This window comes from Marivita sp. S0852, assembly GCF_046591575.1.
Classification (GTDB): domain Bacteria; phylum Pseudomonadota; class Alphaproteobacteria; order Rhodobacterales; family Rhodobacteraceae; genus Marivita.
Genome location: NZ_JBIQWA010000015.1, coordinates 1 through 18,392 on the forward strand (window position 1 = coordinate 1; position 18,392 = coordinate 18,392).

Below are 18,392 nucleotides of genomic sequence, written 5' to 3' on the forward strand. Positions count from 1 at the left end.
ATGGCGATCACCGCAGCCTCTGGGCCACGGCTTGTAATGTCTCGCGCATCAACGCCTCGGCGCGTGAAACAGTCTCTGCCTCGGCGTAACAGCGGAACTCCGGCGCGTTGCCCGAGGGCCGCAGGTGGATCACCGACCCATCGGCAAAGGACACGCGCAGACCATCGGTCAGATCAACCCCGGTTTCTGCTGCGCGATGTGCAAAAAACGCGGCGCGCGCGGCGGTGTCGTTGGTCAACTCTGCAATGAACGCTTTGGACGCCTCGGTCGGGATGCCTGCAATGCGGTCTGCGGCAGTAAAGCGTTTGGGCAAATCAGAGACTAACGTGGCCAAACTCACATCTTTCGCATTTGCCATCGCCAATGGAGCCGCGATGGGCAACAAACAATCGCGGGTCATCAGTTGTGTGATTACACCCGCTGGCCCCTGCGCGTCAAAGCCCAACAGGAAACCGCCATTGGCCTCATAGCCCACCACCTTGCCCTTTGCCGCCTCCATCGCGGCGATCACGAAAGGAGAGCCGATTTTGGTGCGGATCACCTGTGCAAAGCCCAACTGGTCCACCAGCGTGTTCGACGATACCGGCGTGCAGACCCCGTCCGCCCCCAGCCATTGCGCCGTGAGCGGCCCCAGCACATCGCCCGGCACCAGCCTGCCCTGCGCATCCACCACCATCGGGCGGTCCGCATCGCCATCGGTCGAGACGAGCGCGTCAAGCTGGTGCTCTGCGCACCAGCGTTTCAGCATGTCGCGCGTGTCGGCATCCACCGCTTCGGTATCGACCGGAATGAAGCTGTCGGCCCGGGCCAGCCGCACAACATCGGCGCCCATCTGCGACAGCGCCTCTGCCATCGCATCGCGCGCGACCGAGGAATGTTCATAAACGCCAATGCGCAGACCCGTGAGCGCGTCGGTGCCGAAGGCTTCGACATAGCGCGCGACATAGGCGGGCAGCGCGCCCTCTTCGCGGCTATATGCGCCCTGTTGGGCCGTATCAGAGACAGATCCGAGGGCGGCGCCAATCGCCGCTTCATGCGATTTGGCGATCTCTCCGTCCGGCAGATAAAACTTCAACCCGTTGCGATCCGCCGGGATATGGCTGCCCGTGACCATCACCGCCGCCTGCCCTGCCCCCATCGAGGCCAGCGCCAGCGCGGGTGTTGGCAGCGCGCCATGATCCACCGCCTGAAGGCCCATACCGCGCACCGCGTCGATCACCGCCGCCGCGATACCGGGCGAGGAGGCGCGCAAATCCTGCCCCACATGCACCGCGCCGCCATGCGGACAGGCGGTCAGGAACGCGCGTGTGTAGTCGGCGACCAGGTCGTCGGTCAGCTCTGTCACAAGGCCGCGCAGGCCGCTGGTGCCGAATTTGGGGGGCATGGAATGTCCTTTCCGATGTCTTTCAGGCACGGTATGCCCTTGGCCTGTGGTGCGGTGCAACATGCAAAGCCGTGCCTGTGTCCAATGCGGATTTGGCATATTTTGAAAAAGAAGAAGATGGGCAGGTGCGCTTCACCTGGTGTCTTTCTTTTGGCACCGTAGTGTCAAAATACGCGCATATCCCACATGCAACGCGCGCCGGGTTAACGCCCCGTTTACCAAATCACCCCTAGCGTCCGACCCCAACGCGGATCGCTGAAAGGGTCTTTGCAATGTCACACCACTCCACTCTCTTGTCGCTGCCCTATATCCAACCGGCGCAGGCGCAGAAACATGTCACCCACAACGAAGCGCTGCGGATGCTGGATGCGCTGGTGCAACTGTCGGTGGACAGCCGGGCGTTGACCGATCCCCCCGCCGATCCGGCGAATGGCACACGCTATATCGTGGCGTCAGGGGCAACCGGCGACTGGGCCGGGCAGGATTTTGCAATTGCCCTGAACGCAGATGGCGGATGGCTGTTCCTGTCACCCAATCCGGGTTGGCGGGCCTGGGTTGTCGATGAAGGCACCGAAGTGATCTGGCAAGGCGGGTTCTGGCAGGCGCATAGCGGCGGCGGGGTGATTCCGGACCGTCTGGGTCTGGGGACACCCGTTGATACCGTCAGCCGCCTGAGCGTTGCGGCCCCTGAAACCACGCTGACCCATGAAGGCGCGGGGCATCAGCTCAAGATCAACAAGGCGGCGGATGCGGACACCGCGAGCCTCATGTTCCAGTCGGATTGGACCGGGCATGCCGAGATGGGTCTGGCGGGCGACACCGCGTTTTCAATCAAGGTGAGCGACGGGACCAGCTGGACCACCGCACTGTCCTTTGATTCGGCAACGGGGGCGGCCAGTGGGGCTGCGGTCAGCTCTGGACCCGAGGACAGCAATTCCAACGCGCTGGTGCGGGCGGAGGACGGGTATCTGAAAGGCACCATCCTGAACACCGTGACACAGGACGGGAACGGAGTGCCCACAGGTGGGGTGATCGAACGCGGATCGAACGGGGATGGAGACTATGTGCGTTTCGCCGATGGCACGCAGATCTGCACGTCGGGCGATATTCCGACAGGCGGCATCACCAACCCGGCAGGTGCGCTGTTTCAGTCAGACCATCTGGCGTGGACCTTTCCAGCACCCTTTGCGCCCGGCATGCCGCCCATTCTGACGGGGGAGAGCGGCAATACAGGCGCGTGGCCCACTTTTGCGCCGCACGGGGTGCTGTCGACCGGGCTCAAGGCGACGGCGATCGTGTCGATTGGGGTGGGGCTGAACCTGCGGCTCTGTGCGATTGGGCGGTGGGTGTGAGGGTGTGAGGGTGTGAGGGTGGGATTATATGAGGCATCCCACTATTTAAAAACTTGCTCACCAAAGGAAAAAAGGGGGCTACCTGCCCCCAGATTGCACTTTATTGCCTATTAAAACTAACGCAGGTGATAGAAAGAACCGAGCATCGCCTGCATATTGTCGAACTCTAACCGTGCAGCCTGCATCGCACCATAGACAGTATCCAATTCGGGATAGTTTCCCGTCAATATGTCGACTTCTTTCTGCGCAATCAGCATAGCACTGTGAGCCGCATCCATCTCGTTGTATAAGCTGGGAACAACCCCAGTTAGCATATCAGCATCTGCCATAAGCTTCTCCACAGCGCTTTGCTGAGATAAATGTTGGTCCAAAATTTGCTCAACCGACGATGTGGTCAACAACGCAGAAGCAGCCGAGGCCGCACCGCCTATCAGGCCAAGAGCGGCCAGATCAACACTCTGAGATGTCCGCTTAGGTGGCAAGTATACGACAGGACGCGCTTTGTCTGCACGAACGCGATCTATCAGAAAGTCTTGGTGCTGAACAAATTTTCTTCTGAGCCGCTTGATGACGGCGGCTTCTGAGTGAAAGCGCGCCATGCTCTGCATCACAATGCGGATCACGCTGGTAAGATTCATTTCGGGGTTATTGTAGACGATTTCTGCCATCGCATAGAGTGCTTCTGAGTCGTCTTCTTCGGGACGTGCCATATCTACTTCTTGAGTTGTTCGGCTGCCCACATACTAAATCTACGTTTCTTTTGATGCGAGGGACAAAACCCCTTGGATTGCTAGCAAGCTAGGGACAAAACTCTGGGTGGTAGCTTTTGGAGGTTTGCGACACCCATCAACCTCTTCTTAGCAGAATCGCCTCAGGACGGAGGGTGGTAGGGAGAGGGATGCTTGCGCCTTATTCGAGCAACCCAAGAAGATACGCGCCGTAGCCGTTCTTGCCGAACATCTCGGCGCGGTGGCGCAGGTCCTCGGCGCTCAGCCAGCCTTGTTCGAACGCAATCTCGTCGGGGCTGCCGATCTGTTGGCCTTGGCGGTCGCTGAGCGTGCGCACAAAGTTTCCGGCGTCCAGCAAAGACCCGTGCGTGCCGGTGTCAAGCCAGGCATAGCCGCGGCCCATCAGTTCGACGCTCAACTGCCCATCGGCGAGGTAGCTTTCCAGAAGCGAGGTGATCTCCAACTCGCCGCGCGCGGAGGGTTTCACCTTGGCGGCGCGCGCGGGGGCTGTGCCGTCGAGGAAGTAGAGGCCCGTCACCGCGTAGGGCGACGGGGCGACCTCGGGCTTTTCGATGATCGTTTTCACCGTGCCGTCAGGGGCGAAATCCACCACGCCGTAGCGTTCGGGATCGGCGACGCGATAGCCGAAGACGGTGCCGCTTGTGGTCGTCGCATCCGCGCTGGCCAGCACTTGCGGCAAGCCGTGGCCGAAGAAGATGTTGTCGCCCAGCACCATCGCGCTCGGGCTTCCGTCAAGGAACTCCTCGGCCAGCAGATAGGCCTGCGCGAGACCATCGGGCGAGGGCTGTTCGATATAGGTGAACGCCAGACCCCATTGCGCGCCGTTGTCCAGCAGGCGCTGGAACTGGTCGGCGTCCTGCGGCGTGGTGATGATCGCGATCTCGCGGATGCCCGCCAGCATCAGCACCGAGAGCGGATAGTAGATCATCGGCTTGTCGTAGAGCGGCAATAGCTGCTTCGACAGGCCCATGGTGATCGGGTAAAGCCGCGTGCCGGAGCCGCCTGCGAGGATGATTCCCTTGCGCGCAGACCGCGCAGCACTGTCACTTTGTGTCACTGGTTAACTCCTTGATCACCGATGAAAGGCCACGTTGCCAGTCGGCAGGCATAATCCCGAAATCCGACGCCAGTTTGGCGCAATCAAGCCGAGAATTGAGCGGGCGTTGCGCAGGGGTTGGGTAGTCAGCAGAGGGGATGCCGGTGACGGTCACATCGCGTCCCGCTTTAGCAAAGATCGCTTGCGCAAACCCGGCCCAACTGGTGTGCGGCGCGCCTGCGTAGTGATAGGTGCCCCCATTGGCTCCATTCTGCATGGCATCTGCCAATGTCAGCAGCGTGGCAGCGATATCGGCGGCAGGGGTCGGACCGCCGATCTGGTCATTCACCACATTCAGCGCGTCGCGGGTTTCACTGAGGCGCAGCATGGTCTTCACGAAATTCGCGCCATGGGCCGAGAACACCCAGGCGGTGCGCAGAATGATGTGGCGCGCCCCTGTGCTGCGGATCGCCTGTTCGCCCGCCAGCTTGGTCCGGCCATAGGCGTTTTGCGGTTGCACAGGGTCTGTTTCTTGCCATGCGCGCGTGCCCGAGCCATCGAACACATAGTCGGTTGAGACGTGCAGGAACGGGATGTCGAGATGCGTGCAGGCCCCCGCCATCGCGCCGGGGGAGGCTGCGTTGATGGTCTGGGCGTGCGCTTCCTCTTCCTCGGCCTTGTCGACGGCGGTGTAAGCGGCGGCATTGATGACGACGGAGGGTTTGAGGTCCGCGATGATCGCCGCACAGGCTTGCGGGTCGCTGAGGTCGGCCTGATCGCGGCCCAGGGCGGTGACATCCGCCTGCCGCTGCAACTCGGTCGCGACTTGCCCGGTTTTGCCGAAGACGAGGATCATGGGGCACCCCCATCATCAGGCATCCCCCGACCGCAGGCCGGATCGCGCCCGGCCCCGCCCCCCAGGGCGGGCGCGATTGCCCCCCCGTTCCAACTGGCGGAACCGTTTGCGCATCGAAACCGCGTCAGGGAAAGTGGCAAGCCCGCCCTCGGGTCCGGGCGCGATCCTTTGCGCATTGCGCTCATGGCCCAACCCCCAACCGCTGCCCAACGCCATCGCGGTCCTGCAAGGCCTGCCACCACTCCCGATTGTCCAGATACCACCGCACCGTGCGCCGCAGCCCCTCTTCCAGCGTCACCGAAGGCCGCCAGCCCAGCTCCCCCCGCATGCGCCTGGGATCAATCGCGTAGCGCAGGTCATGGCCGGGGCGGTCGGTGACAAAGGCAATCAACCGATCATGCGGCGCGCCCTCTGGCACCATCTCGTCCATCAAAGCACAGATCATGGCGATCAGATCGATATTCCGCGCCTCGTTCTCGCCGCCGATATTGTAGGACCGCCCCACCTGCCCTTTCGACACCACGGTCAAAAGCGCATCGGCGTGGTCCTCGACATAGAGCCAATCGCGCACGTTCTCGCCCTTGCCATAGACCGGGATGGGATTACCGACCAAAGCGTTCAGGATCACGACGGGCACCAGCTTTTCGGGGAAGTGATAGGGGCCGTAATTGTTCGAACAATTGCTCAGCACCACCGGCAAGCCATAAGTGTGCCACCACGCCATCACCAGATGATCCGACGCCGCCTTGGACGCCGAATAGGGCGAGCGCGGGTCATAGGGCGTGTCTTCGGTGAACTGGCCTGTCGCCCCCAAAGACCCGAACACCTCATCGGTGGAGATATGGTGAAAGCGGAACGCCTCGGGCCTGCCCTGCCCTTCCCAATAGCCGCGCGCGGCCTGCAAGAGCGTGTAGGTTCCGATCACATTGGTTTCGATAAAGGCACCGGGGCCGTCGATGGAGCGGTCCACATGGGACTCAGCGGCCAGATGCATCACCGCGTCGGGGGCGTGTTCGGCAAACACAGTCTCCAACAAAGCGGAATCTCGGATATCGCCTTTAATAAAGGTATAGCCCGGCGCATCGGCCACAGACGCCACATTGTCGAGGCAAGCCGCATAGGTTAGCGCATCGAGGTTCACCACCGCGTGCCCCTGCGCCACAGCCTGCCGCACCACCGCAGAGCCGATGAACCCCGCGCCGCCTGTCACCAGTAGTTTCATGGCGCACTCCACTCAAACGGGCTGTCGATCTCGGCCAAGGCCGGGGCGTCTGCATCCTTGCCCGACAGGACCGGCTCCCCGGTCAAACCCCAGTCGATCCCCACCGAATCCCAGCGCACCGCGCCTTCGGCCTCGGGCGCGTAATAGCCGGTGCATTTATAGACGATCTCGGTGCCCGGCGCGCGGGTGACAAACCCATGCGCAAAGCCTTCAGGCACCCACAATTGCCGCCCGTTCTCGGCCGTCAGATCAACGCCCACCCACCGACCATAGGTCGGCGATCCGCGACGGATATCCACCGCCACATCCCACAGCGCCCCACGCCCGCAGCGCACCAGCTTGCCCTGGCCGTGCGGCGGGACCTGGTAATGCAGCCCGCGAATGGTGTTCACATCCGCCGAGAGCGAATGGTTGTCCTGCACGAACTCGGGCGTGATCCCCGCCAGCTCGGCCAAACGCGCCTTGTTCCAGGTTTCCGCAAAGAACCCGCGCGCATCGCCGAAACGGCGCGGCGTCAGGATCAGCAGCCCCGCAAGCGCGGTTGTCTCAACCTCCAGCATCAGCCATCCTTTTGCGTCTTCACCCAGGCCAGAAACGCCCGGTCCGGGTTGCCCAGCCGCGCGCGCCCGGTTTCGTCCCACCAGGCCAGCCAGCGCGCCTGCAGCCCGTAAACATCTGCCCCGGGCTTCAAGGCTTTCGCCGCCTCAAGCGTCTCTTGCCGTAGGATCGGGGCATCCATAGGGCGCGGTTTGGCCCGCCGCGTGACCACGAGGATATCACCCTCACGTTCGCTCAGCGCATAGTCGGGCAGATGGTCCTCGGCGATCATCTTGCGAATGGCGGCCCGGAACACCCGCACCGGCGCGGCGCTTCCTGCCTTGAGGTGCAGCGTGGGAATGCCAATCGCCCATTCCGCCTGCCGCCCGCAATGCTTGCGCGCGAGCTCATAGACCCGCCGCTCCAGCGGTTTGCGCAGGCGGAAGTAATCGCGTGATAGCGTCAGCACCGAGCGCGCGCAGACCGCGCGATAGAGCCAGTCCGAGAGCGTCACGGTCACGCTGATCATCCGCCCGCCCTTGGACCGGCGCAGGATCTCCCAGCTTTCGATCAGGCCGAACCCCCGCGTCGCCTCCACCCCGCCGGTGTCGATATTGGTGGTGATCCGCGTCCCCGCCAGCCGCTCGAACCCTTCGCGCAGGCGGGTGTAGCTGTCGCCCCCGGTATCGCGGTTCGTCGCCACCAGAAGATCATGCGCCTTCAAGGTCAGCGTCCGGCTGACAGCCCGCCCCTTGTTCATCGCCGCGACCAGCTGGCTGATGCAATAGATCAGGATGTCCTTGTCATGGATCGTCGCGCGGCCCTTGACCGAGGGCGTGACCTGCACCTCCACCCCGTTATGGGCATAAGACAGCACCCGCGTATCGGGCCGGGTGCTCAATGAGAAGATCGGATGCTCCATGCTCGCCAGATCGTCCTTGGGCGATGCCCCAAAGAGGTCACACACAAAGAAATCACCCGTGGGGTGCCTGTCGGGCAAAAGCCCACCTGTCCCGGCCATAAGGTCCGCCTGTTCCTGCTCTGCTCGCCCCCTGCGGTCGATCTGGTGCCGACTCGGCTCATCGGGGTTTCAGTGACACTGACCCTAAAGTTATCCACAAGCGGCGTCCACGATTCTCGGGGCGCGCAGCGTAGGATCAGAGTCGCAGCTGCGGAGGATCAGAGTCACCCTTTCGGGGGTTCAGAGTCGCTTGGATAAAATCAGGCGCGCTTTTTTTCTTTTCTCAGAACAGGTTACGAGAAATGGATTGGACCTCTAACGTATAACTAACCATATTTAACGAAGCTTGCTTTGGGACAGCGCTACAATCCAGAGACCTGCACAAAGATAACAAATCATTGAATTTGCTGAGAAAAGGCAAGTGTGTTGTGGTTTTCCTTCCATGTGCGCGTTTTTCTGATAGTCTGGCGGAAACAGCGCACATCAAGAGGCGCATTTCAGGCGATCAGAGCAGCACATGACCCCAGACACCCTTCCTCCGTATTTTAACATCAATCCCGATGACGCGCTCAACACTTTGGGTGCGCCCACGACAACGCAGGATTTCGCCCGCATCGCCAAGGCCTGCGAAGCCGGGCGCACGGATCTTGCCAGCCGGGGTCTCGAAGAGAACGGCGCGCGCAGTTTGCGCCTCTTTTCCACCTGGGAAATCACCCGCTACCTAATCCCCGTCGCCACCGGCCATTTCCGCCGCGTGCTGAAACAGAACCCCGACCTGCCGCAAGGCCGCTCTGAGACGGCAGGCGGCGCCAAGTGGTTCACCTTCGACGAGGTGCTCAAACTCCGCGCCCATTTCGCTGCGGAAGGATCGAAGACCAAGGAATACCTCCCCTACCGCCCCGCCGGTCAGCCCGCCAAGCTGGTGGCAGTCGCCAATTTCAAAGGCGGCGTCGGCAAGACCTCGACAGCGGCGCATCTCGCCATGTCAGCAGCACTCGACGGTTACAAGGTGCTGGTGATCGACCTGGACAGCCAAGGCAGCATGACCTCGATCTTCGGCGGCAAGGTGGCAGACGAATGGCAGACCGTCTTCCCCCTGCTCGCCCGCCACTACGCGCGCCACCTGCAATCGGACAACCAGCGCCGACTGGATCGCGGCGAGGCCCCCACCCCGCTTGACGACACGCTGTCCGACGCGCTCAAGACCGATGCGCAAAGCCTGATCCAGAAAACCCACTGGCCCAATATCGACCTGATCGGCGCGCAGCTGAACCTCTACTGGGCCGAGTTCCAGATCCCCGTCTGGCGCATGGCCGCCCGCGGTTGGAAGCTCTGGGATGCCCTCACTGACAGCCTCGATCAGGACGGCATCCTGGGCGAGTATGACGTGATCTTCCTCGATACGCCCCCTGCCCTTGGCTACCTCACCATCAACGGGCTGGCTGCTGCCGACATCCTCCTCGTCCCCCTCGGCGCGTCCTTCCTCGAATTCGACAGCACAGGCCGCTTCTTCGACATGCTGCATTCCACCTTCGGCTCCATCGAGGAGGCCGAGAACATGGCCGCCCGCGCTTTGGGGCGCGAAGGGCTCGCCTTCCAATGGGACGCCGTGCGCGCCGTTGTCACCCGTTTCGATCCCGCGCAACAGGCAGAACTTGCCGCCCTCATGCAGGCCTATCTCGGCCCCACCCTCTCGCCCCACCGGCAGGGCTTCACCGCGCTGATTGGTCAGGCGGGCGAACAGGTGCAAGGCATCTATGAGGCCGATTACCGCGATTTCAACCGCGAAACTTACGTGCGCGGCCGCGAAACCTTCGACGCCACCTATGCCGCCTTCAAGCAGCTTCTCATCGGCTCCTGGCACCGCGATGTGCAAACCGCCCGACACGCAGCGGAGTAGCCTCATGGTCGCAGCGAAACGTCCCCTGCTTCATCTTGCCCGTAAACTCCGGGGTTTGGGGCAGCGCCCCAATCCACCGCGCGCCCCACTCACCGAACCTTTACCAAACGCGCCAAGCCTCCCATCTGGAAAAAAGGAGGGTCCCCATGGCCAAACGTAAGCGCCTGACACCGCCCAACCCGGCATTTCTCGACACGCCCACAGCGCCCGAGACCAAATCCATGTTCGCAGGCCCCGGCCCGGCCCCCATCGCCGATGTGGCGCGCGATGCCTCGGCCTCAGCCGCGCTCAATGAACTGACCGACACCATGGCGCGCGCCCGCGATGAGGGGCGCATGGTGGTGGATCTGCCGCTGGATCAGATCGAGATCGACCACCTTGTGCGCGACCGCGTGGTGGTCGAAGAAACCGAAATGCGCAGCCTCATGGCCAGTTTGCGTGATCGCGGGCAACAAACCCCGATCGAAGTCGTGCAGCTGGGCAATAACCGCTATGGGCTGATTTCGGGCTGGCGGCGGTGCAAGGCGCTTGCGCTGTTGGCCGAGCAGAACCGCGTGTCCGATCCCACTGTTCTGGCGCTTTTGCGCAAACCCGAAGAGGCGTCAGACGCCTATCTCGCCATGGTCGAAGAAAACGAGATCCGCGTCGATCTGAGTTATTTTGAACGGGCCCGCATCGTCTCTAAAGCGGTGGAAGAGGGCGTTTTCGGGCTGGAACGCACCGCGCTGCAAATGCTGTTCCGATCCGCCTCTCGCGCCAAGCGTTCCAAGATCGGCAGCTTCCTTCCGGTGGTGCGCGCGCTGGACGGGCATTTGCGCTTTCCCCATGCGCTCAGCGAACGGCTGGGGTTGCGCCTTGCGCAGGCTTTGACCGACACCCCGGAATTTGCAGCAGAGCTTCAGGCACGGCTGGCGGCATCGGATCATGACAGCGCCGAGGGTGAAACCGCGATCCTGGCCGAGGCGCTTAAACAGAAAATCCAGTCTCTAAAAGGCCAAACAGAGTCTGAAACCTCTGCATCGCACCCCCTGTTTCGCGACGAAACCATTGGCGCGTTCACCCTGCGCCGGCATCGCGATGGAACAGTGTCGATCCTTGGCGCATCCTGGCCGAAACGCTGCGAATCGGATCTGATCCAGCTTTTGAAAGCCGCCTCTGACAGCGTGGAAAAATAGGTCCGCTTCGGCCCTAATGTTTCGCGTGCGAAACAATGGGTCCGGATCGGCCCTAATTCAAAGCAGAGAAACGGGTCTTGGCTCCGCTGTGTTTTCGGTGCCGCACATATCCGTTGATCAGGATTAAGCCCGCGTTAACCCTCTTTAAGGCATGGTGATCGGCGATCTGATCTAAAAGAGATTTGCCATGTTTCGCCGTTTTTTGCGCCTGTACCGGCGTTATGCGACCCATCATTTATGCGTTCCGCTGGGGGCCGTTCAGGACAATGGCGATCCCAAAAGGACGGTGATCCTGGCGCATGGCCGCGTGCAGCTTGATGCAGAGGGCGCGCTGGAACATGGGGGGGCGCGCGCTGAGGGGGCGCGCCCGTCCCTGCCCTATGATCGGCGTTCCGGTCTGCGGGTTGCGCTGCGAACCGATATGACCAGGCTGCATGCCCTGCCACCCCTGGCCCGGTGGCGGCTGGCGCTGGCCCATCTTCGGCTGTGGCCGGGTCTGATACGGCGTGGAATAACGCTTTTGCCCTTGCTGTCAAAGATGCGGGATCCGCGCATGCGGTCTCTGGCCCGTTTGCGGCTGGGCCTTGCGGCCGAGCCACCTGCACCGGTGATGCGGCCCGGCCCTGTCGCACCGGCATCCGGCCCGGTGATCACAACCGAGCTGGCCTTGATCCTGCCGGTGCACAATGCTGCGGACCATGTCGCGCGTTGTCTGGACCGGATTGCCACCATGACAGACCTGCCATGGCGGTTGGTGATCATAGATGACGGCTCGACCGATCCGGCTGTGGCGCAGATGCTGGCTGACTGGCAGGCGCAATATCCACAGGCGACGCTACTGTCGCATCCGCGCCCGCGTGGTTTTGCGGGGGCGGTGAATGCCGGTTTGGCGCATCTTGGAGCCGTCACCTGTCCGGTGGTGCTGCTGAACTCTGATATCACCCTGCCCCGGAACTGGGCGTCGCGTCTGGTTGCGCCGTTTTTGACCGATGGCACCATCGCCAGCGTCACACCCTTGTCCAATGATGGCGAATTGATGGGGGCCCCACATGCCTGCCGGGGTGTTGCGCTGCGAAACACCGAAGCCGATGCCATTGACGCCGCGCTGTCGCCCCTCGCCTGGGGCGATGATTTTCCTTCTTTGCCCACCGGCACCGGGTTTTGCATGGCGCTTAGCCCGCACTGGCTGGCCGAGGTGCCGCGCTTTGATGAAAGCTTTGGCCGCGGCTATGGCGAAGAGGTGGACTGGTGCCAGCGCACCCGCGCTTTGGGTGGGCGGCATGTCTGTCAGACCGGGCTGTTTGTGGGCCATGTTGGAGCGGCGAGTTTCGGGCCCCGGCAACGACAGGCGCTGCGGGCGAAATCCGCGCCGATCCTGTCCAGACGCTGGCCGCGCTTTGATGGCGAAGTGGCTCAAATCCTGGCGGATGATCCGCTGGTGCGGGACCGGCTGCGCGCCGGGCTGGCCTGGGCCAGAGCGCGGCTGGGGGACCGGCCGGTGCCGGTCTACCTGTCCCATTCCCTGGGCGGCGGCACGGCGCGCTGGCTGACGCAGCGGCTGGCCAGCTACGAGGTGGCTGTGGTGGTGCGGGTCGGTGGGCCTTTGCGCTGGCAGATCGAACTGCACTCTCCGGCCGGTGCCACCCGTGCGGCGACAGAGGCTTTTGCCGATGTGCTTGATCTGCTGCAGGAGGCCGGCCCGCGGGATGTGATCTACTGCTGTGCGGTGGGCGATCCTTGGCCCGAGGACATCCCGTTTCGCCTGCTGACCCTGTGTGCCGGGGGGCATGGGCTTGAAATGCTGTTTCATGACTATTTTCCGCTCAACCGCGATTATACGATGCGCAGCGAACCGGATCTGGAGTGGCAGGCCCTTTGGCGGGTGGCCCTGGACCGGGCCGGGGTGTTGACCGTGTTTTCTGAGGCGTCGCAGCGGATTGTGGCGGCGGCGCATCCGGATCTGGCGCATAAGATCCAGCTGCGTCCGCATGCCCCGCTGGGACCGGTGCCGTGTTTGACACCGGCCTTGTCCAGACGCCCGGTGATCGGAGTGCCCGGTCATCTCAATACACAAAAAGGCGCTGCCATAGTGGCCGAACTGGCCCGGATCTTTGCCAGAACCGGAGAGGCACGTCTGGTTGTGCTGGGAGAGGTGGCACCGGACTGTGCCCTGCCGCGCAGTGTGACCTGTGTGGGCGGGTATCAGCTTGAGGATCTGCCACATCTGGTAGCGCGGCATCAGATCGGGATCTGGCTGATCCCGTCGATCTGGCCCGAGACGTTTTCCTATGTCACCCACGAAGCGCTGGCGACGGGGCTGCCGACCGTTGGTTTTGATCTGGGCGGGCAGGGCGATGCGCTGCGGGCGCGGGGCAACGGGCATGCGGTTGCGCTGCGAACGGATGGGTCTGGCGACCTGAAGGCCCTGTTGGCCGTGCTCAGGGCCTTGCCGGACTGGCAGCCACCTGTGCTCAGACCGGGGTTTGGGGCCTCAAAACCGCCGTTACGGGCGCGGGTGGGCGTGTGATGGGCGCGGGTGTCATATTAGGTCCGGATCGGTCCTATTGTTTCGCGCGCGAAACATTGGGTCCGTTTCGGACCTATTTTCTAAAGATCGCTGAGAATGTCCCGGTGCCAGCGCAGCAGACCAATCGCCGCCAGCAACGCAAGGCCCAGACCGAGTGCCAGCACATAGGAGATGTTGACATAGGTTGCGTCATATCCGGGGTACAGCCCGCGTCGCACAAGGCCCACGATATGGATCAACGGGTGCCACCACACCAGATCCCGCCAGGGCAGGGGGATGGCCTCGAAGGTAAAGAACACCCCCGAGATCAGGAACATGGGGCGCATGATAATGGCCCAGAGCCGTTGCCACAGCGGCATGAGGCCGATCAGAAGACAGTTCAGCATGCCGATGCCCAGGCTCAGCACCGCCAGCACCCCTGCGGCCTGAGCCAAAAGGGCGATGTCGGGCGTGGCGCGGGTTTCGCTGAGAAACACGATGCCCGAAAGCAAAAGGCTGGCAACGGCGATCTGTGTGCCGGTGGCCAGAAGAAAGCGCGCCAACAGCGCATCCCCGACGCCAACGGCCGGATAGGCGAACAGCGGCCGCGAGAAATTCATCGCCTGGGCAAGTTTGTTGGTGATGTCCGAGAAGGCCAGAAACGGCAAAAGCCCGGACGCGTAGAACAGCGGAAAGCTGGTGCCAAGCGCCGGGGCCTGAAAGGTGACGGCAAAGATTGCCGACAAAAGGGCAATGCCCAAAAGCGGCTCTATCACGGCCCAAAGATAGCCGCCGGGCACCCGCCCATGGGTGGTCGCCATTTCGCGCAGGATCAACGCACATACCGCGCGCCACAGGGTTGGGCGCGCGGTGTGGCGGCGCGGGCCTGTAAGGGGGTCGGTCACGAGAAAGACTGCCTGAAAACACGCTATGAGAGAAAAGGTACTTGATGACTCTCGTTAATTCAATCCCCTCCCATCCAACCGCCCCGTTTCACGGCACCGCGCCATCGGTGTTGCCAAATGCGGCGGTGGTGCTGCCTGCGCGGGCGCGCTGGCGCAGGCGGCATATCGCGGTGGCGCTGTCTTTTGTGATCTGCGTGGGTCTGCCCGTGGTGCTGAGCGCGTGGTATCTGTGGGCCCGGGCGGCGGATCAATATGCCTCTGAGGCCGGTTTTGCCGTGCGCCGCGAAGATACCGGTGCGGCGGTCGAGATGCTGGGCGGATTGGCCGGTCTGTCAGGGGCCAGTTCGCGCGATACGGATATTCTTTACGAATATCTGGGCTCGCGCCGTCTGGTGGCCGAGCTTGAGCGCGATCTTGGCCTGTCGGCGCTTTGGTCATCCCCCGGAACGGCGCTGTTTCGCAGCGGAACAGACCCTGTTTTTGCCTTTTCCGAGACAGGATCTCCGGAAGATCTTTATCACTATTGGCCGCGCCGTGTGACGGTGTCGTATGACAGTCTGGCCGGGTTGATCGAATTGCGGGTGACGGCCTTTGATGCGCGCGCGGCGCAGGCGCTGGCCGAGGCGATCGTGGCGCGCGCGACGGCGTTGATCAATGAAATGAGCGATGTGGCGCGGGCCGATGCGATCCGGGATACACAGGCCGAGCTGACGGCGGCTGAGGCGCGCCTGAAAGCGGCGCGGCGGCAGGTGACACAGTTCCGCAACCGTCATCAGCTGGTGGACCCGTCGGTGGATCTTCAGGCCCGGGCCGGGCTGCTGGGCACATTGCAGGGCCAGTTGGCCGAGGCGCTGATTGCGCTGGATCTGTTGCGCGGGGAAACCCGGAACGGCGACCCCCGGCTGGATCAGGGGGCACGCCGGGTGGCGGTGATTGAAGACCGGATCGCGGCCGAACGGGCCAAGCTGGGGCTTGAGGGCGACGGGGCCGCCCTTGCCGATGTGGTGGGGGCCTATGAGGCGCTGATGGCGGATCGGGATTTTGCGATGCGCGCCTATGGTGCGGCGCGCAGTGCCTATGAACTGGCCCAGGCCGAGGCGCGCCGCCAGAGCCGGTATCTGGCAGCTTGGCAGACCCCGACCCTGCCGGACACGGCAGAGTATCCCCGCCGCGGGCGGTTGCTGGCTCTGATTGCCGGGTTTGCGGTGCTTTTGTGGGGGCTGGCGGTGCTGTCGGCCTATGCTGCGCTGGACCGGCGCGGATGATTGTGCTGCGGGATGTCTGGAAGCGGTTTTCCGGTGGCCCAGCGGTGGCCCAGGGCATTTCGGCGGTGTTTCCCGGCGGGCAGGCGACCGCGTTGCTGGGGTGCAACGGGGCGGGCAAATCGTCTTTGCTGGCAATGCTGGCAGGCACGCTGCGCCCCGATGCGGGCCGGGTCGAGCGTGGCGGGACGGTGTCCTGGCCGGTGGGCTTTGCCGGGGCGTTTCACCCCGATCTGACCGGCGCACAGAACACCCGCTTTGTGGCGCGGGTTTACGGCGTGGACAGCAGCGGGTTGCTGGAATTTGTGCGGGCGGTGTCGGGGCTTGAGGATGCGATGCGACAGCCGGTGCGGCGCTATTCAAGCGGTATGCGGGCACGGCTGGGCTTTGCGATCTCGATGGGTATTCCGTTTGATATGTATCTGGTCGACGAGGTCACCGCGGTGGGAGATGCCGCGTTTCGCCGCGAAACGGCCGCGCTTTTGAAAGCCCGTCTGGGGCAGGCGGGCGCGATTGTGGTCAGCCACGCACCGGCGCAGTTGCGGGCCGTTTGTACCGCTGGCGCGGTGCTGCAGGAGGGGCGGTTGCGCATGTTCGAGGATCTTGAAGAGGCGATTGCGGTTTACGACAAAGGGCTGCGCGTGGGGGCATGACTTTGGATCAAGGCGCGCCGTTGCCGTGCCGTGTTCCGCGCTTCAGTGTCTTAAGCCGCCACCCACAGCGCGAGCCGATCCCGGGGCAAGTGGCGGTGCGGGCTGAGATGGCGCAGGCGATGTTTTGCCGGCATTGCCAGCACAGCCTGCAGCAGATTGCTTGCCTCTGGGGTCAGGCAGGACATATGCGGCTCTAACGCGGCCAGATTTGCGGCAAACCATGTGTGATACGTGCCGTTGCGCAGCTGTTTCAGGCGCCGCAGATTGGCGCGCAGGCCGTGGCGGGGGCCGAGCATATTGCCGTCATGCGCGCGGTAGATCACGCCGGGGCTGCGGTCTTGCAGGATTTGCGCGCCGGACCCGGTGAACAGCAGGTAAAGCCACCAGTCCCAGAACGGCACATCGACAGGTCCGATGGCGCGTATCGCAGAGACTGCAGCGGGGTTCAGGATCAGCCCGCTTCCCACCAAAAGGTTCTCGACCAGCGCGTTGCGAAACGACGGGGCGTGGCGCGCCCGCCAGGGCAGGGCCTGGGGGCCCGCATTGCCCCGTTGCAGCAGGCGATGCGGGACATAGGCCTGTGCCGCATCCGGCGGATCATGTGACACAGCACTCAGCCCGCGTGTCAGATGGGTGGGCAGCCACAGGTCATCCTGATCGGCAAAGGCCACAGGGCCGGGGGGCAGATCCGGGTGGCACAGCAGGTGCAGGTAATTGGCCGTCAGACCCTGTTGCGGACCACGCAGCAGCAGCACGGGATTCGGGCTGGTATCGGCAAAGTCACGGATCACCTCGCGGGTGGCGTCGGTGGAGCCGTCATCGCTGATCCAGAGCGACCAATGGGGATGATCCTGCGCGGCAAACGAGGCCAGTTGCTGGTGCAGATAGGCGGCCCCGTTGCGGGTTCCCATCAAAATCGGAATATGCGGCAGAGCATGCATGGGGGCACTATGCGGCTGTGCGGGGCAAAGCACAACCTGAAGAAGAGTCTCTGGTGTCAATATGCGACAGCCTGCTGACGCCGGCACCGGGTGAGCAAGGTTTCACCGCTCGTGCTTGAGGCACTGGGCCATCCGCTTTAGGATCGCGTGCGGACCCTGACGGGACCGGTGTTGCCATGTTTGACCGTAAAGGCCCACGCCTGATGGAGTTTCCTCCGATCTATATCCTCAGCCTCAAGGGCGCGCAGCGGTTCGGACCGCTGGCCGAGGCGTTGGAGGCGCGGGGGCTGGCCTATGAGGTGTTCTGGGGCGTGGATGGGCGCGACGGCCTGCCCAAGAGCCATGAGCCGCGTGTGGATCGCACCGGCGCCGAGGCGCGTATGGGGCGGCCCATGTCGGATGGCGAATTTGCCTGCGCCTTGTCGCATCGTGGCATTTACGAGCGGATCGCCGCCAGCGATGCCCCGTCGGCGATTGTGCTGGAGGATGACGCCGATCCGGGGGCGGCGTTTTTCGATCTGGGGCCGGCGCTGGTGGACCCGCCTTGCGGATTGCTGCTGTTTGATCACAAGAACACCTATGTGCAGGTGCGCGACCGTCTGATCCTGCCCGGTGGCGTGCGCGCCTATCGCGTGGCGCTGCCGCCGTTTCTGGCGACCGGCTATATGGTGTCGCGCGAAGTGGCCGCGCATCTGGCGTTTCGCAACGGGCCGGTGGTGCAGCCCTCGGACTGGCCGGACGCGATCCTGCAGTTTGACAGCTATGCCTGTGATCCGCGCGTGGTGACCCAGCGCGGGCATGAGGCCTGTGTGTCGAGCCTTGAAGCGGGGCGGCGGCAGCACAAGTATCGGCGGCGCAAGAGCTTGCGGCGGCTGTTGTATAAATCCTATTGGCGGCGCTGGATCACCAAACGGCTGGCGCGCAAGCTGGCCTAGATGTGGAACATGCGGCTG

16 protein-coding genes are annotated in these 18,392 nt (G+C 63.2%); 7 read left to right on the plus strand and 9 right to left on the minus strand.

Annotated features, from left to right (window positions below; all coding sequences use genetic code 11):
- Positions 1–7: 7 nt before the first annotated feature.
- Positions 8–1,384 carry a phosphomannomutase gene (locus ACG74X_RS19705; RefSeq protein WP_411237035.1) on the minus strand — a complete coding sequence of 459 codons (1,377 nt, stop codon included), beginning with the start codon at positions 1,382–1,384 and terminating at the stop codon, positions 8–10.
- A 272-nt stretch (positions 1,385–1,656) separates the two neighbouring features.
- On the opposite strand from ACG74X_RS19705, the gene ACG74X_RS19710 reads away from it, so the two are divergent.
- A complete protein-coding gene (locus ACG74X_RS19710; protein ID WP_411237036.1) occupies positions 1,657–2,736 on the plus strand; it encodes a DUF2793 domain-containing protein in 1,080 nt (359 codons plus the stop codon).
- A gap of 116 nt (positions 2,737–2,852) precedes the next feature.
- Here ACG74X_RS19710 and ACG74X_RS19715 read toward each other — a convergent pair whose 3' ends face one another.
- The 6 genes from ACG74X_RS19715 to ACG74X_RS19740 form a co-directional block, all read right to left on the minus strand.
- Entirely contained in the window at positions 2,853–3,446 is a 594-nt protein-coding gene (locus ACG74X_RS19715) for a hypothetical protein (protein WP_411237037.1), read from the minus strand.
- Between the two features lie 199 nt (positions 3,447–3,645).
- Positions 3,646–4,542, minus strand: coding sequence for a glucose-1-phosphate thymidylyltransferase RfbA (gene rfbA / locus ACG74X_RS19720; protein ID WP_411237038.1), 897 nt, complete (start codon positions 4,540–4,542; stop codon positions 3,646–3,648).
- Positions 4,529–5,377 carry a dTDP-4-dehydrorhamnose reductase gene (rfbD, locus tag ACG74X_RS19725; RefSeq protein WP_411237039.1) on the minus strand — a complete coding sequence of 283 codons (849 nt, stop codon included), beginning with the start codon at positions 5,375–5,377 and terminating at the stop codon, positions 4,529–4,531. Before rfbD ends, rfbA begins: the two co-directional genes overlap by 14 nt.
- 181 nt (positions 5,378–5,558) lie before the next feature.
- Positions 5,559–6,599, minus strand: coding sequence for a dTDP-glucose 4,6-dehydratase (gene rfbB / locus ACG74X_RS19730; RefSeq protein WP_411237040.1), 1,041 nt, complete (start codon positions 6,597–6,599; stop codon positions 5,559–5,561).
- Positions 6,596–7,159, minus strand: a complete 564-nt coding sequence (gene rfbC, locus ACG74X_RS19735; RefSeq protein ID WP_411237041.1) for a dTDP-4-dehydrorhamnose 3,5-epimerase — start codon at positions 7,157–7,159, stop codon at positions 6,596–6,598. The genes rfbB and rfbC overlap by 4 nt, the downstream gene beginning before the upstream one ends.
- Entirely contained in the window at positions 7,159–8,157 is a 999-nt protein-coding gene (locus tag ACG74X_RS19740; RefSeq protein ID WP_411237042.1) for a replication initiator protein A, read from the minus strand. The genes rfbC and ACG74X_RS19740 overlap by 1 nt, the downstream gene beginning before the upstream one ends.
- 457 nt (positions 8,158–8,614) lie before the next feature.
- Here ACG74X_RS19740 and ACG74X_RS19745 point away from each other — a divergent pair, with 457 nt between their 5' ends.
- The 3 genes from ACG74X_RS19745 (at position 8,615) to ACG74X_RS19755 (ending at position 13,699) form a co-directional block, all read left to right on the plus strand.
- Complete coding sequence (locus tag ACG74X_RS19745; RefSeq protein ID WP_411237043.1) at positions 8,615–9,997, plus strand: AAA family ATPase; 1,383 nt, start codon at positions 8,615–8,617, stop codon at positions 9,995–9,997.
- A 146-nt stretch (positions 9,998–10,143) separates the two neighbouring features.
- Positions 10,144–11,172, plus strand: coding sequence for a ParB/RepB/Spo0J family partition protein (locus tag ACG74X_RS19750; RefSeq protein ID WP_411237044.1), 1,029 nt, complete (start codon positions 10,144–10,146; stop codon positions 11,170–11,172).
- Positions 11,173–11,359: 187 nt separating this feature from the next.
- On the plus strand, positions 11,360–13,699 hold the full coding sequence (locus tag ACG74X_RS19755; RefSeq protein ID WP_411237045.1) for a glycosyltransferase: 2,340 nt from the start codon (positions 11,360–11,362) through the stop codon (positions 13,697–13,699).
- A gap of 80 nt (positions 13,700–13,779) precedes the next feature.
- Here ACG74X_RS19755 and ACG74X_RS19760 read toward each other — a convergent pair whose 3' ends face one another.
- A complete protein-coding gene (locus tag ACG74X_RS19760; protein ID WP_411237046.1) occupies positions 13,780–14,583 on the minus strand; it encodes an ABC transporter permease in 804 nt (267 codons plus the stop codon).
- A gap of 44 nt (positions 14,584–14,627) precedes the next feature.
- Between ACG74X_RS19760 and ACG74X_RS19765 the strand changes: the two genes are divergently transcribed.
- Positions 14,628–15,848: a capsule biosynthesis protein gene (locus ACG74X_RS19765; protein ID WP_411237047.1), complete on the plus strand. Its 1,221-nt coding sequence runs from the start codon at positions 14,628–14,630 to the stop codon at positions 15,846–15,848.
- Positions 15,845–16,498 carry an ABC transporter ATP-binding protein gene (locus ACG74X_RS19770; RefSeq protein ID WP_411237048.1) on the plus strand — a complete coding sequence of 218 codons (654 nt, stop codon included), beginning with the start codon at positions 15,845–15,847 and terminating at the stop codon, positions 16,496–16,498. The genes ACG74X_RS19765 and ACG74X_RS19770 overlap by 4 nt, the downstream gene beginning before the upstream one ends.
- Before the next feature lie 50 nt (positions 16,499–16,548).
- On the opposite strand, the gene ACG74X_RS19775 is transcribed toward ACG74X_RS19770, so the two are convergent.
- A complete protein-coding gene (locus ACG74X_RS19775; RefSeq protein WP_411237049.1) occupies positions 16,549–17,439 on the minus strand; it encodes a glycosyltransferase in 891 nt (296 codons plus the stop codon).
- Between the two features lie 176 nt (positions 17,440–17,615).
- Between ACG74X_RS19775 and ACG74X_RS19780 the strand changes: the two genes are divergently transcribed.
- Positions 17,616–18,374, plus strand: coding sequence for a glycosyltransferase family 25 protein (locus ACG74X_RS19780; protein WP_411237050.1), 759 nt, complete (start codon positions 17,616–17,618; stop codon positions 18,372–18,374).
- The last annotated feature ends 18 nt before the right edge of the window (positions 18,375–18,392 follow it).